16 protein-coding genes and 1 pseudogene (1 of these 17 only partly in view) are annotated in these 15,805 nt (G+C 71.3%); 9 read left to right on the forward strand and 8 right to left on the reverse strand.

All coding sequences use genetic code 11. The features are described from left to right. Positions 1-268: pseudogene (locus tag DI272_RS14955) on the forward strand (alpha/beta hydrolase) (its annotated part extends 152 nt beyond the left edge of the window); the annotation flags it as partial. A gap of 11 nt (positions 269-279) precedes the next feature. Here the strand turns inward: DI272_RS14955 and DI272_RS14960 are convergent. Next, positions 280-708, reverse strand: a complete 429-nt coding sequence (locus DI272_RS14960; protein WP_109495849.1) for a hypothetical protein — start codon at positions 706-708, stop codon at positions 280-282. Between the two features lie 147 nt (positions 709-855). On the opposite strand from DI272_RS14960, the gene DI272_RS14965 reads away from it, so the two are divergent. After that, entirely contained in the window at positions 856-1,395 is a 540-nt protein-coding gene (locus DI272_RS14965) for an ABATE domain-containing protein (protein WP_109495850.1), read from the forward strand. A 72-nt stretch (positions 1,396-1,467) separates the two neighbouring features. On the opposite strand, the gene DI272_RS14970 is transcribed toward DI272_RS14965, so the two are convergent. The 4 genes from DI272_RS14970 to DI272_RS14985 all read right to left on the reverse strand — a co-directional run bounded on the left by DI272_RS14970 (position 1,468) and on the right by DI272_RS14985 (position 4,583). Next, on the reverse strand, positions 1,468-1,941 hold the full coding sequence (locus tag DI272_RS14970) for a DNA starvation/stationary phase protection protein (RefSeq protein ID WP_109495851.1): 474 nt from the start codon (positions 1,939-1,941) through the stop codon (positions 1,468-1,470). 67 nt (positions 1,942-2,008) lie between these two features. Then, positions 2,009-2,458 carry a GAF domain-containing protein gene (locus tag DI272_RS14975; protein WP_109495852.1) on the reverse strand — a complete coding sequence of 150 codons (450 nt, stop codon included), beginning with the start codon at positions 2,456-2,458 and terminating at the stop codon, positions 2,009-2,011. Beyond that, complete coding sequence (locus DI272_RS14980; RefSeq protein WP_109495853.1) at positions 2,448-2,927, reverse strand: thioesterase family protein; 480 nt, start codon at positions 2,925-2,927, stop codon at positions 2,448-2,450. The genes DI272_RS14975 and DI272_RS14980 overlap by 11 nt, the downstream gene beginning before the upstream one ends. A gap of 69 nt (positions 2,928-2,996) precedes the next feature. After that, on the reverse strand, positions 2,997-4,583 hold the full coding sequence (locus tag DI272_RS14985; protein ID WP_109495854.1) for a GMC family oxidoreductase: 1,587 nt from the start codon (positions 4,581-4,583) through the stop codon (positions 2,997-2,999). Positions 4,584-4,695: 112 nt separating this feature from the next. Between DI272_RS14985 and DI272_RS14990 the strand changes: the two genes are divergently transcribed. After that, entirely contained in the window at positions 4,696-5,424 is a 729-nt protein-coding gene (locus DI272_RS14990; protein WP_258314565.1) for a TetR/AcrR family transcriptional regulator, read from the forward strand. 18 nt (positions 5,425-5,442) lie between these two features. On the opposite strand, the gene DI272_RS14995 is transcribed toward DI272_RS14990, so the two are convergent. Beyond that, on the reverse strand, positions 5,443-8,238 hold the full coding sequence (locus tag DI272_RS14995; protein ID WP_109495855.1) for an AAA family ATPase: 2,796 nt from the start codon (positions 8,236-8,238) through the stop codon (positions 5,443-5,445). A gap of 152 nt (positions 8,239-8,390) precedes the next feature. Here DI272_RS14995 and DI272_RS15000 point away from each other — a divergent pair, with 152 nt between their 5' ends. After that, complete coding sequence (locus DI272_RS15000) at positions 8,391-9,659, forward strand: cytochrome P450 (protein ID WP_109495856.1); 1,269 nt, start codon at positions 8,391-8,393, stop codon at positions 9,657-9,659. A 1-nt stretch (position 9,660) separates the two neighbouring features. On the opposite strand, the gene DI272_RS15005 is transcribed toward DI272_RS15000, so the two are convergent. Further along, complete coding sequence (locus DI272_RS15005; RefSeq protein ID WP_109495857.1) at positions 9,661-10,095, reverse strand: DUF6924 domain-containing protein; 435 nt, start codon at positions 10,093-10,095, stop codon at positions 9,661-9,663. 189 nt (positions 10,096-10,284) lie between these two features. On the opposite strand from DI272_RS15005, the gene DI272_RS15010 reads away from it, so the two are divergent. The 4 genes from DI272_RS15010 (at position 10,285) to DI272_RS15025 (ending at position 14,724) form a co-directional block, all read left to right on the forward strand. Further along, a complete protein-coding gene (locus tag DI272_RS15010) occupies positions 10,285-10,479 on the forward strand; it encodes a hypothetical protein (protein ID WP_109495858.1) in 195 nt (64 codons plus the stop codon). Positions 10,480-10,708: 229 nt separating this feature from the next. Then, positions 10,709-12,451 (forward strand): ubiquinone-dependent pyruvate dehydrogenase, encoded by a 1,743-nt coding sequence (poxB, locus tag DI272_RS15015; RefSeq protein ID WP_109495859.1) that lies wholly within the window; start codon positions 10,709-10,711, stop codon positions 12,449-12,451. A gap of 90 nt (positions 12,452-12,541) precedes the next feature. Further along, positions 12,542-12,997 carry a MarR family winged helix-turn-helix transcriptional regulator gene (locus DI272_RS15020; protein ID WP_109495860.1) on the forward strand — a complete coding sequence of 152 codons (456 nt, stop codon included), beginning with the start codon at positions 12,542-12,544 and terminating at the stop codon, positions 12,995-12,997. 80 nt (positions 12,998-13,077) lie between these two features. Beyond that, a complete protein-coding gene (locus DI272_RS15025) occupies positions 13,078-14,724 on the forward strand; it encodes an MDR family MFS transporter (RefSeq protein ID WP_258314889.1) in 1,647 nt (548 codons plus the stop codon). A 35-nt stretch (positions 14,725-14,759) separates the two neighbouring features. Here the strand turns inward: DI272_RS15025 and DI272_RS15030 are convergent, their stop codons facing one another. Then, positions 14,760-15,227, reverse strand: coding sequence for a hypothetical protein (locus DI272_RS15030; protein WP_109495861.1), 468 nt, complete (start codon positions 15,225-15,227; stop codon positions 14,760-14,762). Between the two features lie 333 nt (positions 15,228-15,560). On the opposite strand from DI272_RS15030, the gene DI272_RS15035 reads away from it, so the two are divergent. Beyond that, on the forward strand, positions 15,561-15,805 hold a 245-nt coding region (locus DI272_RS15035; RefSeq protein ID WP_109500845.1), incomplete at its 3' end, for a LytTR family DNA-binding domain-containing protein.

Genomic DNA, 15,805 nt, shown 5'->3' on the forward strand with positions numbered 1-15,805 from the left:
CCTCACCTGGGACAGCGTCGACAAGATGGCCGCCAGCGACGTCTTCCGTGCCGTGCCCCTCATCGGGCCCCGGCCGGTCCTGCAGATCATCGGCGAGCGGGCGGTGACCGCCTGGATGGCGACCGAGGCCCACCAGGCCGTCACCGGCCCCAAGGAACTCCACCGCATCCCCGGGGCCAGCCACGTCGACCTCTACGACAAGCGCGAGTACATCGACCCCGCCGTCGACAAGCTCGCCGACTTCTTCACCGGCAACCTCACCAAGTGACCGACAGCGGGTCACTTCGCCTGCAAGGGCCCCGCGAAGGACTTGCGCAGGGACCCGGGGGCGGCGAGCGGCAGCAGGGCGGCGAGCACCTTGCCCTTGACCGTGCTGGGCTGCCGCGTCAGCTCGACGTCGACCCGGGTGCCCGCGCCCTCCGGGGTCATCCGGAAGACCCAGCCCCCGCCGGCGCCGAAGAGCTTGGAGTCGAGCGTGGTGATGGTGACCGTGTCACCGGCCGGCTCCCACTCGTAGCGGGCCCGCTCCCAGGCCGCGGCGGTCCCTTCGGTGACCTCGGCCCAGGTGTCGCCGAGGTCGTGGACCTCGAAGTGTGCGGCGTCGATCGTGGGCCATGCCTCGGCTCGCGCGGGGCTGAAGTCGGTCAATACCTGGAGCACGTCCTTCGGGGCGAGCCGGGAGACGAGGTGGAAGCGTACGACGGTCATGGGATGTCCTCACTGAGAAGCGGGCCGGGAAGGATGCGGGCCGAGAAGTAACCGTTCTGGCCGGTGACGAGAGGTTCCCAAAGGTGTGCGTCACCTGTCAAGATGGTTACTCTCGAAAGGTAGCCAGGTTCCAGCCAGGAGGGTCACGTGAGACATGTGTTTCCCTGCGGGACGCCCGCGCTCGACTTCGTGGGCACCTTGCAGGAGCGACGGACGCCGGCTCCGATCGAGCGGATCGGCTCGCCCGCACTGCTCGACTCCTGGTTCGTCGAGGCCGGGTTGCTGGACCGGCGGCCCGGATCGGACGGGTCCGACCTGCGCGCGGCGCTGGAACTGCGAGAAGCGATCTATGCGCTGCTCAAGGCCCGGCTCACCGCCCGCCCGCGGCCCGTCTGGGCAGTGATCGCGGTGAACCGGCAGGCCGCCGGGATGCCGGTGGTCATGCGCCTGGACGCCGCGGGGACGAGTCGTTCCGGGCGGGCCGCCCAGGCCCTCACCGAACTCGCCCGCGAGGCCGTCGAGATCCTTGCCGGGGAGGAAGCCACGCTGCTGCGGGAGTGCGGGCGCCCCGACTGCACCCACGTCTATCTCGACCGCTCCCGGGGCCGCCGCCGGGAGTGGTGCGCGATGCGTTCCTGCGGGAACCGCGTCAAGGCAGCCGCCCTGCGGGCACGCAGGCGGGCGTGACACCTGTAGGAGGGGGCGGTCTCCGTCGTACAGGTGTCACGCCCGCCTGCGCGAACCTGAGCCGAGCTTCTCTCAACCCCGGTTCTCGGCCTGGAACATCCTGCTCTGCTTCTCCAGGTCGGCGGTCAGGCCGATCAGCAGATCCTGCGTCACGGCGTCCGCCGGGCCGGTCACCTCGATGCGTTCCCGCACCCGCCCGATGACGGCGAAGAACGCCTCGACCAGGGCCTCCACGGCATCGACGTCCTTCGTCCACCCCGCCGCGATCGAGGGCAGTCCGCTGGTGGCGGCGATGGTGCCGGCCCGTCCGTCCGGGCTGACACCGAGCGCGGCGGCACGTTCGGCCACCGTGTCGGCGTACTCGCGCGCGGTGGTGACCACCTCGTCGAGCTGCAGATGGATGGAGCGGAATCGCGGCCCGTACAGGTTCCAGTGCGCCTGCTTGGCCACCAGGGACAGATCGAGCAGGTCGACCAGGGTCGCCTGGAGGGCGCTGCCCGCGATCTTGCGTTCCTGGTCCGGCAGTGGGCTGTTGATGACCGTCATGGGTATGCGGTTCCTTTCCTGATGGTCGCCTGTGCCGTCAGTCTGGAACCCGCTGTCACGCCCGGGATCAGTCGTTTGACTGTCGGGGCTGCGGCACGAGAACCTCCGTGGTGGGGAGCGACCCGGCCTCGGCGTCCAGCTTCGCCAACTCGCCCTCGCTCAGGTCTCGTTCGTCCAGCCAGGCGAGGCCGACGACGGCCCGCACCGTGCCGTGCGCGCCGCGCACCGGCAGGGCGACGGCGGCCTTGCCGTCCACGGCCCTGGCCCCCGGCTTGACCGTGCCGCTGTCGTCCTCCTTCAGATTGCAGGTCTGGATCGGCCGGTCCTGCTCCCAGGCGAGGCCCGCCATGCCCTTGCCGAGCGGTATGCGCGCGGTGATCTCCTGGACCTTGGGCGGGATGTTGTGCGCGGCCGTGATGTGCAGCAGGTCGTCACGCACCACATGAACCGTCCCGGCGACGGCCTCGTGGCGGTCGAGCAGATCGCGCAGCCAGACATTCGTCGACTCATCCAGCATGGTGGTCCTCGCCCTCCGGCAGGCCGAGGGTGCGGGCGATCTCCGGGACCTGCCCGGACCACGGAGTGGGCCTCATGGTGGCGCTGTCGAGGCGGACGACCGTACGGCTGCCGTGGGCGTATGTCACCTTTCCGTCGGCCGAACACACCCGGTAGCCCGCGGTGGCCGAGGTGGTGCCCAGGCGCTGCATCCACAGGTGTACGGCGTACTCGCCGATCCCCGCGATGGGACGGTCGTAGGTGATGTCGAACGTCTTGGCGGCGTTGAAGCCGTCCCCTTCGAGACCGCTCGTGCCGCCCACGCCCTTGCCCCGCCAGAACCACCCCCATGCCCGCTCGACCAGCACCTGGTAGTGACCGTTGTGCAGCAGGCCCATCGAGTCCAGGTCGTCGAAGTGGACGACCACGGGCATCAGAATGCCGACATCGGTGGCCGGTGTGTCGGCGGTGGTGTGGGAGGTGGCGGTCATCGTTGCTCCTAGGGTCGTGTCAGCTGTCCGCAGGCGAATATGTGTGAACACGTATCAGCGAGGATAGCTTCAGGCGTCGTCGCGGACGAACTCCGCGGCGCGCTCCGCGATCGCGTACACGGTCGCGTTGGTGTTGTTGGACGGGATCGACGGGATGACGGAACCGTCCGCCACGCGCAGCCCCTCCAGCCCCCGGACCCGCAGCGCGGAGTCCACCACGGAGACCTCGTCCTCGCCCAGCACACAGGTGCCCACGGGGTGGCAGTAGGACGTCACGGAGGTACGGGCGTACCAGGCAAGCGTCTCGGCGTCGGTGATGTCCGGACCGGGGGCGACCTCCTCGGCTCCCCAGGGACCCAACGCAGCGGACCGGGCGATCGCGCGCGCCGTCTTGATCCCGGACAGCACGACGCGGACGTCCCGCTCGTCGGTGAAGTAGCCCGGGTCCAGCACCGGCCGCGCGTACGGGTCGGCGGAGGTGATCCGCAGGGTGCCCCGGCTGTGGGGGCGGAGCGACGAGACCCCGATGGTGAAGCCGTTCTCCACGGGGGCGACCGCATTCGGGAACGGGACGTCGACGAAGAGGATCTGCAGGTCGGGGCCGTCGAGTTCGGGCGTGCTGCGCAGCAGACCGATGATCTCGCCGTGGTTGCCGCGCGGCTCGGGCACCGTGCGGCGGGCGCTGTGCACGAGGCTGACGCGCGGGTGGTCGTGCAGGTTGCGACCCACGCCGGGCAGCTCGTGGAAGAGCTCCACACCGGCCTTGCGCAGCTCCCACTCGGGGCCGATGCCCGAGCGCAGCAGCAGGTGGGCGGAGCCGATGGTGCCGGCGGTGAGGACGACCTCGCGTGCCGCCCGCACGGTGAAGACGCGGCCGCCGACGCCGAATTCGACTCCCGTGCAGCGCAGTCCGTCGAAGAGCAGCCGGTGGGCCGTCGCCCCGGTGACGACCTCGAGGTTGCGGCGGCCGAGAGCGGGGGTGAGGTAAGCGTCGGCGGCGCTCTGCCGGCGGCCGTCGACGATGTTCAGGTCGACCGGGGCGAAGCCCTCCTCGAGGCCGCCGCTGATGTCGTGCGCCCGGCGCTGTCCCGTCGCGATCGCACCGTCGAGACAGGCGAGTAGGACCTCGTTGGGCTCGGCTGCCGGCGCGACGATCAGTGGGCCGTCGACACCACGCCCAGGGGCGCCGCTGACGGCGGTCTCGGTGCGCTGAAAGTAGGGCAGGAGGTCGTCGAAGCTCCAGCCCTTGGCGCCGTGGTCGCCCCAGTCCGCGTAGCTGGTGTGGTGACCGCGGGCGAAAACCATGGCATTGATCGACGACGAACCCCCGAGTCCCTTGCCGCGCGGGAGCGGGACACGGGGGCCGGGCCCGTGGAGGGCGGAGCCGGAGTGCTGGGGGACGGTGACGTCGCCCCAGTTGGCCGACGTCCCGCCCAGGGCGGGCCAGGCCGGCGGGTAGGCCATGAGATCCGGCATGTCGGCCGTGGCGGCGCCGGCCTCCAGGAGCAGGACGCGGACATCGGCTTCTTCGGTGAGGCGGGCGGCGAGGACGCAGCCGGCCGATCCGCCGCCGACCACGATCACGTCGTACACCTGGTTCGCGACGCGCTCCGGGTCGGCGGGGGCCGGGGAACTTGCTGAGTACTGACGGTCCATGGCTACGAGGCTCCCTCGATGTTCATACGTGTGAGTTGGACGGTCGACGGGTCCGCTATCAAACGTATCACTGAACGGATCGCCGATACTCAGGCGTTGATATCGTCGATTCATGACGATGGAGACACGGGCGGAAACGGAACACCAAGGCCTGACAGTGCGGCAGAGGATCGTCCTGGCCGCCGCCAGGCTGCTGGAGGAAGACGGCCTGGAAGCAGTGTCGACCCGGGCCGTCGCCACCGCCGCCGACGTACCGGCACCGTCGATCTTCCGGCTCTTCGGTGACAAGGACGGGTTGCTGGAGGAGGTGGCGGACCACGGCTTCAAGCGCTATCTGGAAATGAAGGCCGAACTGCTCTCCGGCGACGATCCGGTCCAGGTGCTGCGGGACGCGTGGGATCTGCACATCCGCTTCGGGCTCGAACACCCCGGCTACTACGGGCTCGTCTACGGCCAGGTCCGCACCGGTCACCTGCCGCAGGTCGGACAGCGGGCCGTCACCGGCCTGCGCGGCATGATCACCCGGGTCGCCGCGGCCGGGCGGCTGCGGATGAGCATCGAGCGCGCCACCCAGGTCATGCACTCCGCCGGTGTGGGCACGATCATCACGCTGCTGAGTCTGCCTGAGGACATGCGGGACCTGCGGACCTCCGCAACCACCCGCGAGATGGTGATCGACACGCTGACGCTTCCGGCGCCAAAGGACGTCGGCGACGCCGCTCTGCCGAGCCGCGCCATGTCCCTGCGCACCGCACTCGACCAGGACGACACTGCGCCCCTCAGCCCCGGCGAGCGGGCCCTGCTGGGCGAATGGCTGGACCGGCTGGCGGACGGCGACTGAGGGATTCGGGGACAGCCGTCAGCCTGGGTCACGCTGCCGCAGCGCGTCCCGCAGGGCCACCCGGGAGGCGATGCCGAGCTTGGGATAGATCTGGTACAGGTGGGCGCCGACCGTGCGGTGGGAGATGAACAGGCGCTCGGCGATCTGCTTGTTGGTCAGGCCGGTCGCGGCGAGTTCCGCGATCTCCCGCTCCTGCGCGGTGAGCACGCCCCCGCTGCGGTCGTCCGGCTGCGGTACGGCCCGGCCGGCCGCCCGCAGTTCCTTGCGTGCCCGCTCGGCCCAGGCCGCGGAGTCCAGTTGCTGGAACGTCTTCAGCGCGGCCGTCAGCGGAGCTCTGCACTCGGACAACGCCCTTGTCCTGCGCAGCCATTCGCCCTGGGCCAACCGCACCCGCGCCAAGGAGAACGGCCATCGTTCCGCGTCCGGCGTGGCCAGCGCACGGGCGAACAGGCGGGCGGCCTCGCCGTCGTCGTCCGCGACGAGCGCCTCGGCACAGTCGGCCATCATGCCCAGCCGCGGGGAGAGCCCGGCGACGTTCGTCTCCCGCAGCGCCCGCACATGCGCGACGGCCGCCGCACGCCGGTCGGTGCGCACGGCGGCCTGTACCAGCTCGAAGAACACCCACGACGTGTGAGCGACGTACGGCGGGAACCGGCCCGCGGGGCTGATGGAGGTGAGCCGGCCGAACGCCGCGTCGAAGTCGCCGTCCGCGATGTCCGCGAGGGCATGGACGTGCAACGCGCAGTGCACGGCTTCCCGGATGCCGCGCGGCGCCGCCCAGTTGGTCATCGCGTCGGCGAGCGCGTGCGCGGTCTCGCTGTCACCCCGGGACGCGGTCACCAGCCCCTTGGTGTACTGGGAGAACCAGGTGCAGACCGCGTAGCCGGACCGCTCACACAGCGTCAGCCCCTCCTCGGACAGCTCCAGGACCTCGGTCCACCTGCCCCGGTGGTAGTCGTCCAGACACAGATGCAGCAGGGCGCCGATGTGCCGGCGCACCGCACCACCCTCGCGGCCCTGCCGGACCAGCCGCCACGCCGCCTCCCGCACCGCGGCCAGCCGGTCGGGGTACACGGCGGCCGTTCCCACGCGTACGACGCGCGCGGGATCGGTCTCCTGCAACGCGCCCTCGATGATCTCGTCCAGCTCCCGCAGCGTCGCGGCGTCGGCGTGTGCGGGGTCGCCCCAGGTGCGGGCGGCGACCAGCAGCAGCGGTGGGGGAGCGGGGCGCAGCCGCTTGACGGCCCGGTAGTAGGGCTCCCAAAGGCCTTCGTCGGCCCCGTAATTGCAGAGCAGCAGCAGGAAGTGCAGGGCGTCGATGAGCGCGGGGTCCTCGGCGTCGTAGCCGTGGTCGCCCTCCTCGATGGCGCCGACCAGGAGGCGGTGGGCGGTGGCGAGATCGCCGTCGCTGTTCAGCACGAGCTGCACGGCGGCGTTCGCGGAGTGCAGGGACATGCCCTGTCCGGGGTCCGCCCGTGAGGCGTCCGCGAGCAGCTCGGAGGCGCTGCGCAGGGCGCCGATCGCCTCGGCGCCCACATAGGCGGCCTCCGACAACCGGCGCGCCCGGTCGGTGTTCCGCGGGCTGAGGTCGGCGGCCCGCGTCAGCGCGGCGATCGCGGCGACGGCGTTCCCGCGGTCCAGGATGTGCCGCGCGGTGCGCTCCAGGAGGAGGGCCACCTCCTCGTCGGGCTGGAGGGTGGCCTCGCCGAGGTGCCAGGCCCGTTGCTCCGGCCTGTCGGCCGACACATCCGCCAGGGCGCGGTGCGCCGCTCGCCGGGCGCTGCTGGGGACCGCCTCGACCACGGCGGACATGATCAGCGGATGCCGGAACACCAGCCGGCGCGGGGACTCCGCCACTCCGACGAGCCCGTCCTCCTCGGCCGCGTCGAGGGCGCGCAGATCCGCCTCGCCGGTCCATTCCCGCGCGGCCGCCGACAGCACGCCGAGGTCGCCCGTGCCGTCGAGGGTGGCGAGCAGCAGCAGGTCGCGGGCCGCGGCGGGCAGGGCCTGGACCCGGGAGACGAACAACGACTGCAGGCGTTCGCTCAGCGGCAGCAAGGCCGGCAGGATCTCCCGGGCCCGGCGCTGGTCGGCGCGCAGCGCGCCGGGCAGTTCGAGCAGGGCCAGCGGATTGCCCTGCGCGGCCTCCAGCAGCCGTCGCCGCACCGGGAGCGCCAGATCGGGAAAGCGCTGGTCGACGAGGCGGGCGGCGGAGTCCTCGTCCAGGGCGAGCAGTTCGTACGAGGTGAGGCCGCCGGTGTCGAAGAAGCTGCCGACGCCGGTGCGGGAGGCGGCGAGGAACCGGATGCGCTCGCCGGAGAGCCTGCGGGCGACGAAACCGAAGACGGCCGCGCTGGCCCGGTCCACCCACGGCAGGTCGTCCACGATCAGCAGGACGGGGCCGTCCTCGGCCGCCGACCGCACCAGCGCCAGCGCGGCGTTGCACACGACCAGCCGCTTGGGGGGCCGCCCCGCGCCGAAACCCAGGGCGACACTGATGGCCTCCCGGCCGGCGGGGTCGAGTCGGTCGAGGGCGTCGTACAGCGGCAGCAGGATCTGGTTCAGTGCCGAGTAGCTGACGTCCGCCTCGAACTCGGCGCCCGCCGCCCGCAGCACACGTGTGCCGCTTTCGGTGGCCGCCCGGGCCACGGCGTCCAGCACCGCGGACTTGCCGACACCGGCGTCTCCGGACAGCAGCAGAGCGCTGCCGTCAGGTTGCTCGAACACGCCTAGGATATGACGCAGGTCACGTTCACGCCCCATCAGGTGGTCGATGGCACCGGCCTGCGCCGCGTCAGTGAACACAGGCAACATCCCTTCATCGGTGCCCGCCCATTGTAGGAGTGCGCAAGTCAGCACCGTGCGCTGTGCCGATCGGTGTATGTGTGAACCTTCCGCACAACCGGCCTCGTGTCCTCCATGACCGCCGTTGCACCCGGCAGGGCGTCCGGATCGAGGGATCAGAGATGGACACGCAGCAACAGACCCGATCGGACGGGGAACCGTACGAGCCGCACGGTCCGGGCGATCCGCACGAACTGGTCGTCATGGGACCGGAGTTCAAGGCGGACGCTCCCCGGCGCTTCGCGCGGCTGCGGGCCAGAGGGGCGATCCACCGGGCGCAGTTCTTCCCCGGCCTCACCGGTTGGATCGTCGTCGACTACGACCTCGCCCGTGAGGCGCTGACCCATCCGGCGTTGCTGAAGGACCCGGAGCCGGCCGCCGAGATGCTGGAGGCGGTGGGCTTCCTCGGGCACAAGCGCGGTACCGGGTTCGGCGGGCAGATGCTGGAGACGGACCCGCCCGAGCACACCCGGCTGCGCCGACTGGTGTCGGGAGCCTTCTCCCCGAAGCGGTCGGCGGCCATGGAACCGCGCATCGCCGAGATCGCGAACGAGCTCATCGACGCCATGCCGCCGTTCGGTGAGCTGGACCTCGTACAGTCCTTCACGGCGCCGCTGCCCGTCACGGTGATCGCCGAGCTGCTGGGCATCCCGGAGGCCGACCGGCAGGACTTCCGCCGCTGGACGGCCCTCGCCTTCCAGGTGGGCCACCCGGAGTACGCCACCGCGGTGGCGAGCCTGCACGGTTTCCTGCGCCAACTGGTCGAGGACAAGCGCCGAGCTCCCGGCGACGACCTGTTGTCGGCGCTCGTCGCCGTCCGTGACCAGGACGACGGCCGCCTTTCCGAGGACGAACTGGCCGGTACTGCGGCCCTGCTCGTCATCGCCGGCCACGAGACCACCGTCAACCTTCTGGGCAACTCCGTGCTGGCGCTGCTCCAGCACCCCGAACAGCTGCGGCTGCTGCGCGGCGACCTGGGGCTGCTGCCCGACGCGATCGAGGAGTTCCTGCGCTACGACACCTCCGTCGAGCGCACCACGAACCGGTACGCGGCCGAGGATCTGGAGCTCGGAGGGGTGCACATCCCCCGCGGTGGCATCGTTGCGGTGGCGCTCGCGTCGGCGAACCGTGCCGCCCCGCTGCCCGGCGGTGGCGACGCCGATGCGCTCGACATCACCCGTCCCGTCGCCCGCCATCTCGCCTTCGGGCACGGTATCCACCACTGCCTGGGCGCCCCGCTGGCCCGCCTGGAGGCCCGCGTCGCCCTGCACACTCTGCTCACCCGCGCCCCGCACCTGGAACTGGCGGTGCCGGCCGAGTCGCTGGACTGGTTCCCGGCCGGCATGGTGCGGGGCGTGCTGTCGCTGCCGGTGCGCTACCGCCTGAGGTGAGTCAGAAACCACGGAAAACGCCGTCCTCCCCGGCGGCGTCCACGAACTCCTCCCAGTCCATGTTGGTCATCGAGAGGTTGTTCTCGACGGCCGACAAGTGCGCTGCCGCGACCCGGAGTTCCTCGTGGCCCCGGGCGGGCGCAGCGTCGTCCTCGTCCGCCCTCATGACGGCCAGCAGAGGCATCTCCGGGTCCGTCACAGCCCTGCCGTCGGCCACGAACAGCAGCTCCTGGTCGACGCCGGCGAGCGCGACGAGCTGCTCGGCGGTCAGGTCGCGCCAGGCGCGGTCGTCGATGACGTGCACGTAGGCGACGAAACCGTCCTCGTTCGGCGAGCTCACCGCTGTGCGAAGTGCCTGCCAGGCCGTCTCGTCGGAGAAGTCGGTGCGGATCAGCAGCGTGTTCTCGCTCTGCGGCAGGCTCGGCGGGTTCGTCATCACTGGGCTCCTGGAGGCGTCGCAAGGGCCGGCCCTTTCCGTGGTCGGCATACGTGTGAACGTGCAGCCGGGTCCAGAGGTTCACGCCCATAAATCGTCACCGGCTTGACAGGTGACGCATCGGGGGCGCAAGCTGAGGGCGACCCCGGCTGACGGGGCCGTTCACGATCGACGAAGTGGAGGCTGGCCATGAGCCAGGAAGCCACGATGGACGCCGCCGCGGCGATCCGGCACGCACGCTTCGGCAAGCTGCCCGAGCGCATCCGGTACGAGCAGATGACGGAAGTGGTGCAGTCCGAGCCGAGCGGCGCGGTGAAGGCCTCGCCCGACGACCCGGCCGCGTACCACACCTTCTCCTGTCTCGCCCTCGACCTGGGGCTGTAGCCGGTACCCGGTCCTGCGCGCGAGCCGGGAGCCGTAGGTGCCCGTGAGCCCGCACCCCGTCACGGGGTGCGGGCTCACGTCGTATGAAACCGGCATATCCGGCAGTCGTCCGACCCAGCCGCCCCCGCTCCGGTCATCCGACCCACGCAGTCATTCGACGGATGTGTGCGTAATGCATGTTCCCGAAACTGATCAGGTACGTGCTCACACCCGACGAAAGGCAACCCGCATGCCCACCTTCGCCGACCACGTCATCGCCTCGCTGAAGGCCTCCGGCGTGCACCGCCTCTACGGTCTGCCCGGTGACTCGCTCAACGGGCTGACGGACGCCATCCGCCGGCACGACGGCGTCGACTGGGTACATGTGCGCCACGAGGAGAGCGCGGCCCTCGCGGCGGCGGCCGAGGCCGGGCTGACCGGCGAGCTCGCCGTCTGCGTCGGCAGCTGCGGCCCGGGCAACCTGCACCTCATCAACGGCCTCTTCGACGCCCAGCGCAGCCGGGTCCCGGTCCTCGCCATCGCCGCCCAGATCCCCGGCAGCGAGATCGGCTCCGGCTACTTCCAGGAGACCCGCCCGCAGGAGCTGTTCGCCGACTGCAGCGTCTACGCCGAGGTCGTCACCAGCGCGGAGACCGGCCCGCGCATCCTGGAGACGGCCATGCGCGCGGCCGTCGAACGCAGGGGAGTGGCGGTCGTGGTCGTCCCCGGCGAGAACTTCCTCGCCAAGACCGGCCGGGACCTCGCCCCCACCGTCGTACGGCCCGCCCGGACCGTCGTCCGCCCGGACGACGAGGCGCTCGCCGAGGCCGCCGAGCTGCTCAACGACGCGCAGCGGGTCACCATCCTCGCCGGCGCGGGCGCCGCCGGCGCCCACGACGACCTGGTCCGGCTCGCCGAGACCCTCAAGGCCCCGGTCGTGCACGCGCTGCGCGGCAAGGAGTACGTCGAGTACGACAACCCCTACGACGTCGGCATGACCGGCCTGCTCGGGTTCGCCTCCGGCTACAAGGCGATCGAGGAGGCGGACACCCTGCTGATGCTGGGCACCGACTTCCCCTACCGGCAGTTCTATCCGCAGGGCGCCAAGGTGATCCAGCTCGACCTGCGCGGCGAGCAGATCGGCCGCCGCACCCGGGTCGACCTGCCGCTGGTCGGCAGCGTCCGGGACACCCTGCCCGCGCTGCTGCCGCTGCTGTCGGTGAAGACCGCCAAGGCCGCCCGCGACCACCTCGGCCAGGCGCGCGCCCACTACGCCCGCACCCGCAAGTCCCTGGACGCGCTCGCCGTCAACGACCGCGAACGCACCCCGATCCACCCCCAGTTCGTGGCGCGCACCCTCGACCGGCTTGCCGCCGAGGACGCCGTCTTCACCGTCGACGTCGGCTCCCCGGTGGTGTGGGCGGCCCGCTATCTGTCCTTCAACGGGCGCCGGCGGCTGATCGGGTCGTTCAACCACGGCACGATGGCCAACGCGCTGCCGCACGCCGTCGGCGCCCAGGCGGCGTACCCGGGCCGGCAGGTCGTCTCGCTGTCCGGCGACGGCGGACTGACCATGCTGCTCGGCGAGTTGTTCACCCTGCGGCAGAACCGGCTGCCCGCGAAGATCGTCGTCTTCAACAACGGGTCGCTCAATTTCGTGGAACTGGAGATGAAGGCCGCCGGCATCGTGAACTACGCGACCGAGCTGGACAATCCGCAGCTCGCCGAGGTCGCCGCCGCGATCGGGCTGTGGGCCCGCCGGGTCGAGCGGCCCGGCGACCTGGAGGAGGCGCTCAAGGGCGCCTTCGCCCACGAGGGTCCGGCGCTCGTCGAAGTCATGACGGCACGGCAGGAACTGTCCGTGCCGCCCGCGGTCTCGGTGGAGCAGGCCAAGGGTTTCACCCTCTACGCGATCCGCACGATCCTCTCCGGCCGCGGCGAGGAACTGCTCGATCTGGTGACCACCAACGTGGCCCGCCGGATCCTGCGCTGACCCGGCGCACCCCCGAGAAACCTGCCCGGACCGACGGGCGACCGCATGGTTGCCCCAAGCAATGAAGGGCACACCCGACAGGAGAAACCTGTGGCCGACAAAGCCCAGTACGAGGAACTGACGCGCCAACTGAGCGCCGTCGGCGCCGTACGACGACAGCTCGACCGGAACCTCCCCGGCGGCTGCTCCAGCGGCACCGCCGTGGTGCTGGCGCTGCTCGACCGCGAGGGCGACCTGCGCATCGGCAGGCTCGCGGAACTGCTCGCCGTCGACATGTCGGTCACCAGCCGCCATGTGACCCACCTGGCCGGACGGGGCTGGATCGACCGCAGCCCCGACCCCGCCGACCGGCGCTCGCGCATCCTGCGCCTCACCCCCGAGGGCCGGGACCGGCTCGCCGAACTCTCCGACCGCGCCGCCGAGTTGCTCGCCCTGCGGCTGAGCGACTGGAGCGACGACGACGTCGGCCGGCTGACGTCGCTGCTGACCCGGCTCCGTGCCAGCTTCGACGACACCCCCACCCGTACCCCCGCAGTCACCTTGTAAGGACGAGATACCCCATGACAACCACCCACAGGGCCGGCGCACCAGCCGACCAGGCACAGGTGGCGGACGACGCCGTACCGATGACCCACCCGCAGATCATGCGGGCGCTGTCGGGACTGCTGCTCGGCCTGTTCGCCGCCATCCTGTCCTCGACCGTCGTCACCAACGCGCTGCCCAGGATCATCGGCGACCTCGGCGGCGGGCAGAGCGCCTACACCTGGGTCGTGACCTCGTCCCTGCTGGCGGTCACCGCCTCCACGCCGCTGTGGGGCAAGCTTGCGGACCAGTTCAGCAAGAAGATCCTGGTCCAGTCGGCGCTGATCGTCTACGCCGCCGGGTCGCTGCTCGCCGGTCTCTCACAGAATCCCGCGACGCTGATCACCGCACGGGTGGTCCAGGGCCTGGGCGGCGGCGGTCTGTCCGCGCTGTCGCAGGTCGTCCTGGCGGCGATGATCGCCCCGCGGCAGCGGGGCCGCTACTCCGGCTACCTCGGCGCGACCTTCGCCGTCGCCACCGTCGGCGGCCCGCTCCTCGGCGGCGTCATCACCGATACCAGCTGGCTCGGCTGGCGGTGGTGCCTGTTCGTCGGCATCCCGTTCGCGATCGTCGCCCTGGTCGTGCTCCAGCGGACGCTGAACCTGCCGGTGACCAAGCGGCAGGTCAAGGTCGACTGGGCCGGCGCCTTCTTCGTCACCGCGTCCGTGTGCACCCTGCTGATCTGGGTCACCTTCGCCGACGACAAGTACGCCTGGCTGTCCTGGCAGACGTACACGCTGGTCGGCGCCTCCATCGTGCTGGCGCTGATCTTCCTGTTCGTCGAGACGAAGGCCAGCGAACCGATCATCCCGCTGCGGCTCTTCCGCAACCGCACCATCAGCCTCGCCTCCCTCGCCTCGCTGTTCGCCGGCGTCGCCCTGTTCTCGGGCACCGTCTTCTTCAGCCAGTACTTCCAGCTGGCCCGCGGTGACTCCCCGACCAAGTCCGGCCTGATGACGATCCCGTTCATCGCGGGCCTGTTCATCGCTTCCACGGTCTCCGGCCGGATCATCACCCGCACCGGCCGGTGGAAGTCCTGGCTGCTGGCGGGCGGTGTGCTGCTGACGGCCGGCCTGGCGCTGCTGGGCATGCTCCGCTACGACACCTCGTACGTGTTCATCGCACTGTGCATGGCGCTGATGGGCCTCGGCGTCGGCATGACCCTGCAGAACCTGGTGCTGTGCACGCAGAACCAGGTGTCCCCGGCCGACCTGGGCGCCGCCTCCTCCACGGTCACCTTCTTCCGGTCCCTCGGCGGCGCGGTGGGTGTCTCGGTGCTCGGCTCGGTCCTCACCACCCGGATCGGCCACTATGCGCGCGAGACCATCACCCAGCTCGCCCCGCAGGACCGGGCGACCGCGGCGAAGACCTCCGGCGGCGGCGAACTGCCCGACCTGGCCCTGCTCCCGGCCCCGGTCCGCACCTGGCTGGAGGGCGCCTACGGCCACGCGATCGGCGACGTCTTCATGTACGTCGCCCCGATCGCCCTGCTGTCCTTCCTGGTGACCCTCTTCATCAAGGAGGTCCCGCTGCGCGCCTCCAGCGGCCTGGTCCAGGCGGCGGCCGGCAGGAAGGCCACGGCACCGGCTGCGGAGGCCGCCGCGGTCACGGACGCCACGGACACCGACGGCCCCGCGGAGACCTCCGCCCCCGTCGACGGCCCCCGCTCCCACCGGAGGCGGAACTCCTGACCCCGGACGCGGGATCGCCGTACGACGGGCCTCGGTCAGTCCGTCGTACGGCGATCCTCTCGCGCACTCGCGACGTGCGGGTCGCAGGGGCCGGAGGTCGGGGGTACGGCGCTCAGGACGCTGCGCCCGCCGGAGTCCTGGACCGGCCAGGCGTCGCACAGGTGGCCGCCGTCGGCCAGGTGCCCGCGCAGGACGAGGAACCGCTGGTCGTCGTGGCGCACCAGAGTCAGCCGCAGGTCGGTGGCGGGGACGGCGAAGAGTTCGGTGAAGTAGCGGCTCGCATAGCCGGGGCCCGCCGTGCCGGGCGCGAACAGGCGCTGGAAGGAGGCGGCGTCCTGCCGGTGCACGGCCGTCGCGGCGTCGGCACGCAGCGCTTCGGGGTCGGGAGCGGCGGGGGCGGCGGGGCTGTGCTGGGTCGCCAGACACCAGCAGACCACGGTCAGCCACACACAGATCGCGCCGAGCACCGACCAGGTCCAGCGGATCCTCGGCGCACGCGGCATGTCACAGCTCCAGCGGTCCGGCCCCGGAGGGCTCGGGAAACGGTGTCGCCGGGCGCCATCCCTCACAGAGACGCCCGGTGACACCTGCCGCGACCCGCGTTGTCCCCAGCGGGCCGCGGCGCTCCGGGAGGCCACGTCATATGTTTCTCGCTGCGGGCAGCTTGTTCGATGGAGTGCACCCCAGGTTTCCCTCTCCGGGGGCGTGGGGCTTCCCCTACGGGTGGCGTGCGGTCCCCGCTCACTCGCTGGTGGGGGGCCTTTTTGCCGGAGCGCGACATAACCGTAGGGCTCCCCCTATGGTTTCGCCGGGAGGGGGTTCGGCATGCTGGGAGCATGTCCATCAACATCGTCGTCGTCGACGACGACCCCGGGTTCCGCCGCATCGCCGCGACGCTGCTGACGGCGCGGGGCCTGCGTGTCGTGGCGGAGTCCCAGGACGGCGCCTCGGCGCTGGCCGCGGTGCGGGACCACCGTCCCGACGGGCTGCTGCTCGACCTGCACCTGCCCGACACCGACGGGCTCACCGTGGCGCGCCGGCTCAGCGAGCAGGAGGACCGGCCGAAGATCGTGCTGACCTC

Origin of the sequence: Streptomyces sp. Act143 (assembly GCF_003143935.1) — a bacterium.
Classification (GTDB): Bacteria; Actinomycetota; Actinomycetes; order Streptomycetales; family Streptomycetaceae; genus Streptomyces.

Excerpts from the sequence above, each read along its gene's own strand:
- DI272_RS14960 (WP_109495849.1), bottom strand. The coding sequence starts at position 708 with ATGACCGTCGTACGCTTCCACCTCGTCTCCCGGCTCGCCCCGAAGGAC.
- DI272_RS15025 (WP_258314889.1), top strand. The coding sequence starts at position 13,078 with ATGACCCACCCGCAGATCATGCGGGCGCTGTCGGGACTGCTGCTCGGC.
- DI272_RS15000 (WP_109495856.1), top strand. The coding sequence starts at position 8,391 with ATGGACACGCAGCAACAGACCCGATCGGACGGGGAACCGTACGAGCCG.
- DI272_RS14975 (WP_109495852.1), bottom strand. The coding sequence starts at position 2,458 with ATGCTGGATGAGTCGACGAATGTCTGGCTGCGCGATCTGCTCGACCGC.
- DI272_RS14985 (WP_109495854.1), bottom strand. The coding sequence starts at position 4,583 with ATGGACCGTCAGTACTCAGCAAGTTCCCCGGCCCCCGCCGACCCGGAG.
- poxB (WP_109495859.1), top strand. The coding sequence starts at position 10,709 with ATGCCCACCTTCGCCGACCACGTCATCGCCTCGCTGAAGGCCTCCGGC.
- DI272_RS14970 (WP_109495851.1), bottom strand. The coding sequence starts at position 1,941 with ATGACGGTCATCAACAGCCCACTGCCGGACCAGGAACGCAAGATCGCG.
- DI272_RS14990 (WP_258314565.1), top strand. The coding sequence starts at position 4,696 with ATGACGATGGAGACACGGGCGGAAACGGAACACCAAGGCCTGACAGTG.
- DI272_RS15010 (WP_109495858.1), top strand. The coding sequence starts at position 10,285 with ATGAGCCAGGAAGCCACGATGGACGCCGCCGCGGCGATCCGGCACGCA.
- DI272_RS15030 (WP_109495861.1), bottom strand. The coding sequence starts at position 15,227 with ATGCCGCGTGCGCCGAGGATCCGCTGGACCTGGTCGGTGCTCGGCGCG.
- DI272_RS14980 (WP_109495853.1), bottom strand. The coding sequence starts at position 2,927 with ATGACCGCCACCTCCCACACCACCGCCGACACACCGGCCACCGATGTC.
- DI272_RS15005 (WP_109495857.1), bottom strand. The coding sequence starts at position 10,095 with ATGACGAACCCGCCGAGCCTGCCGCAGAGCGAGAACACGCTGCTGATC.
- DI272_RS14995 (WP_109495855.1), bottom strand. The coding sequence starts at position 8,238 with ATGTTGCCTGTGTTCACTGACGCGGCGCAGGCCGGTGCCATCGACCAC.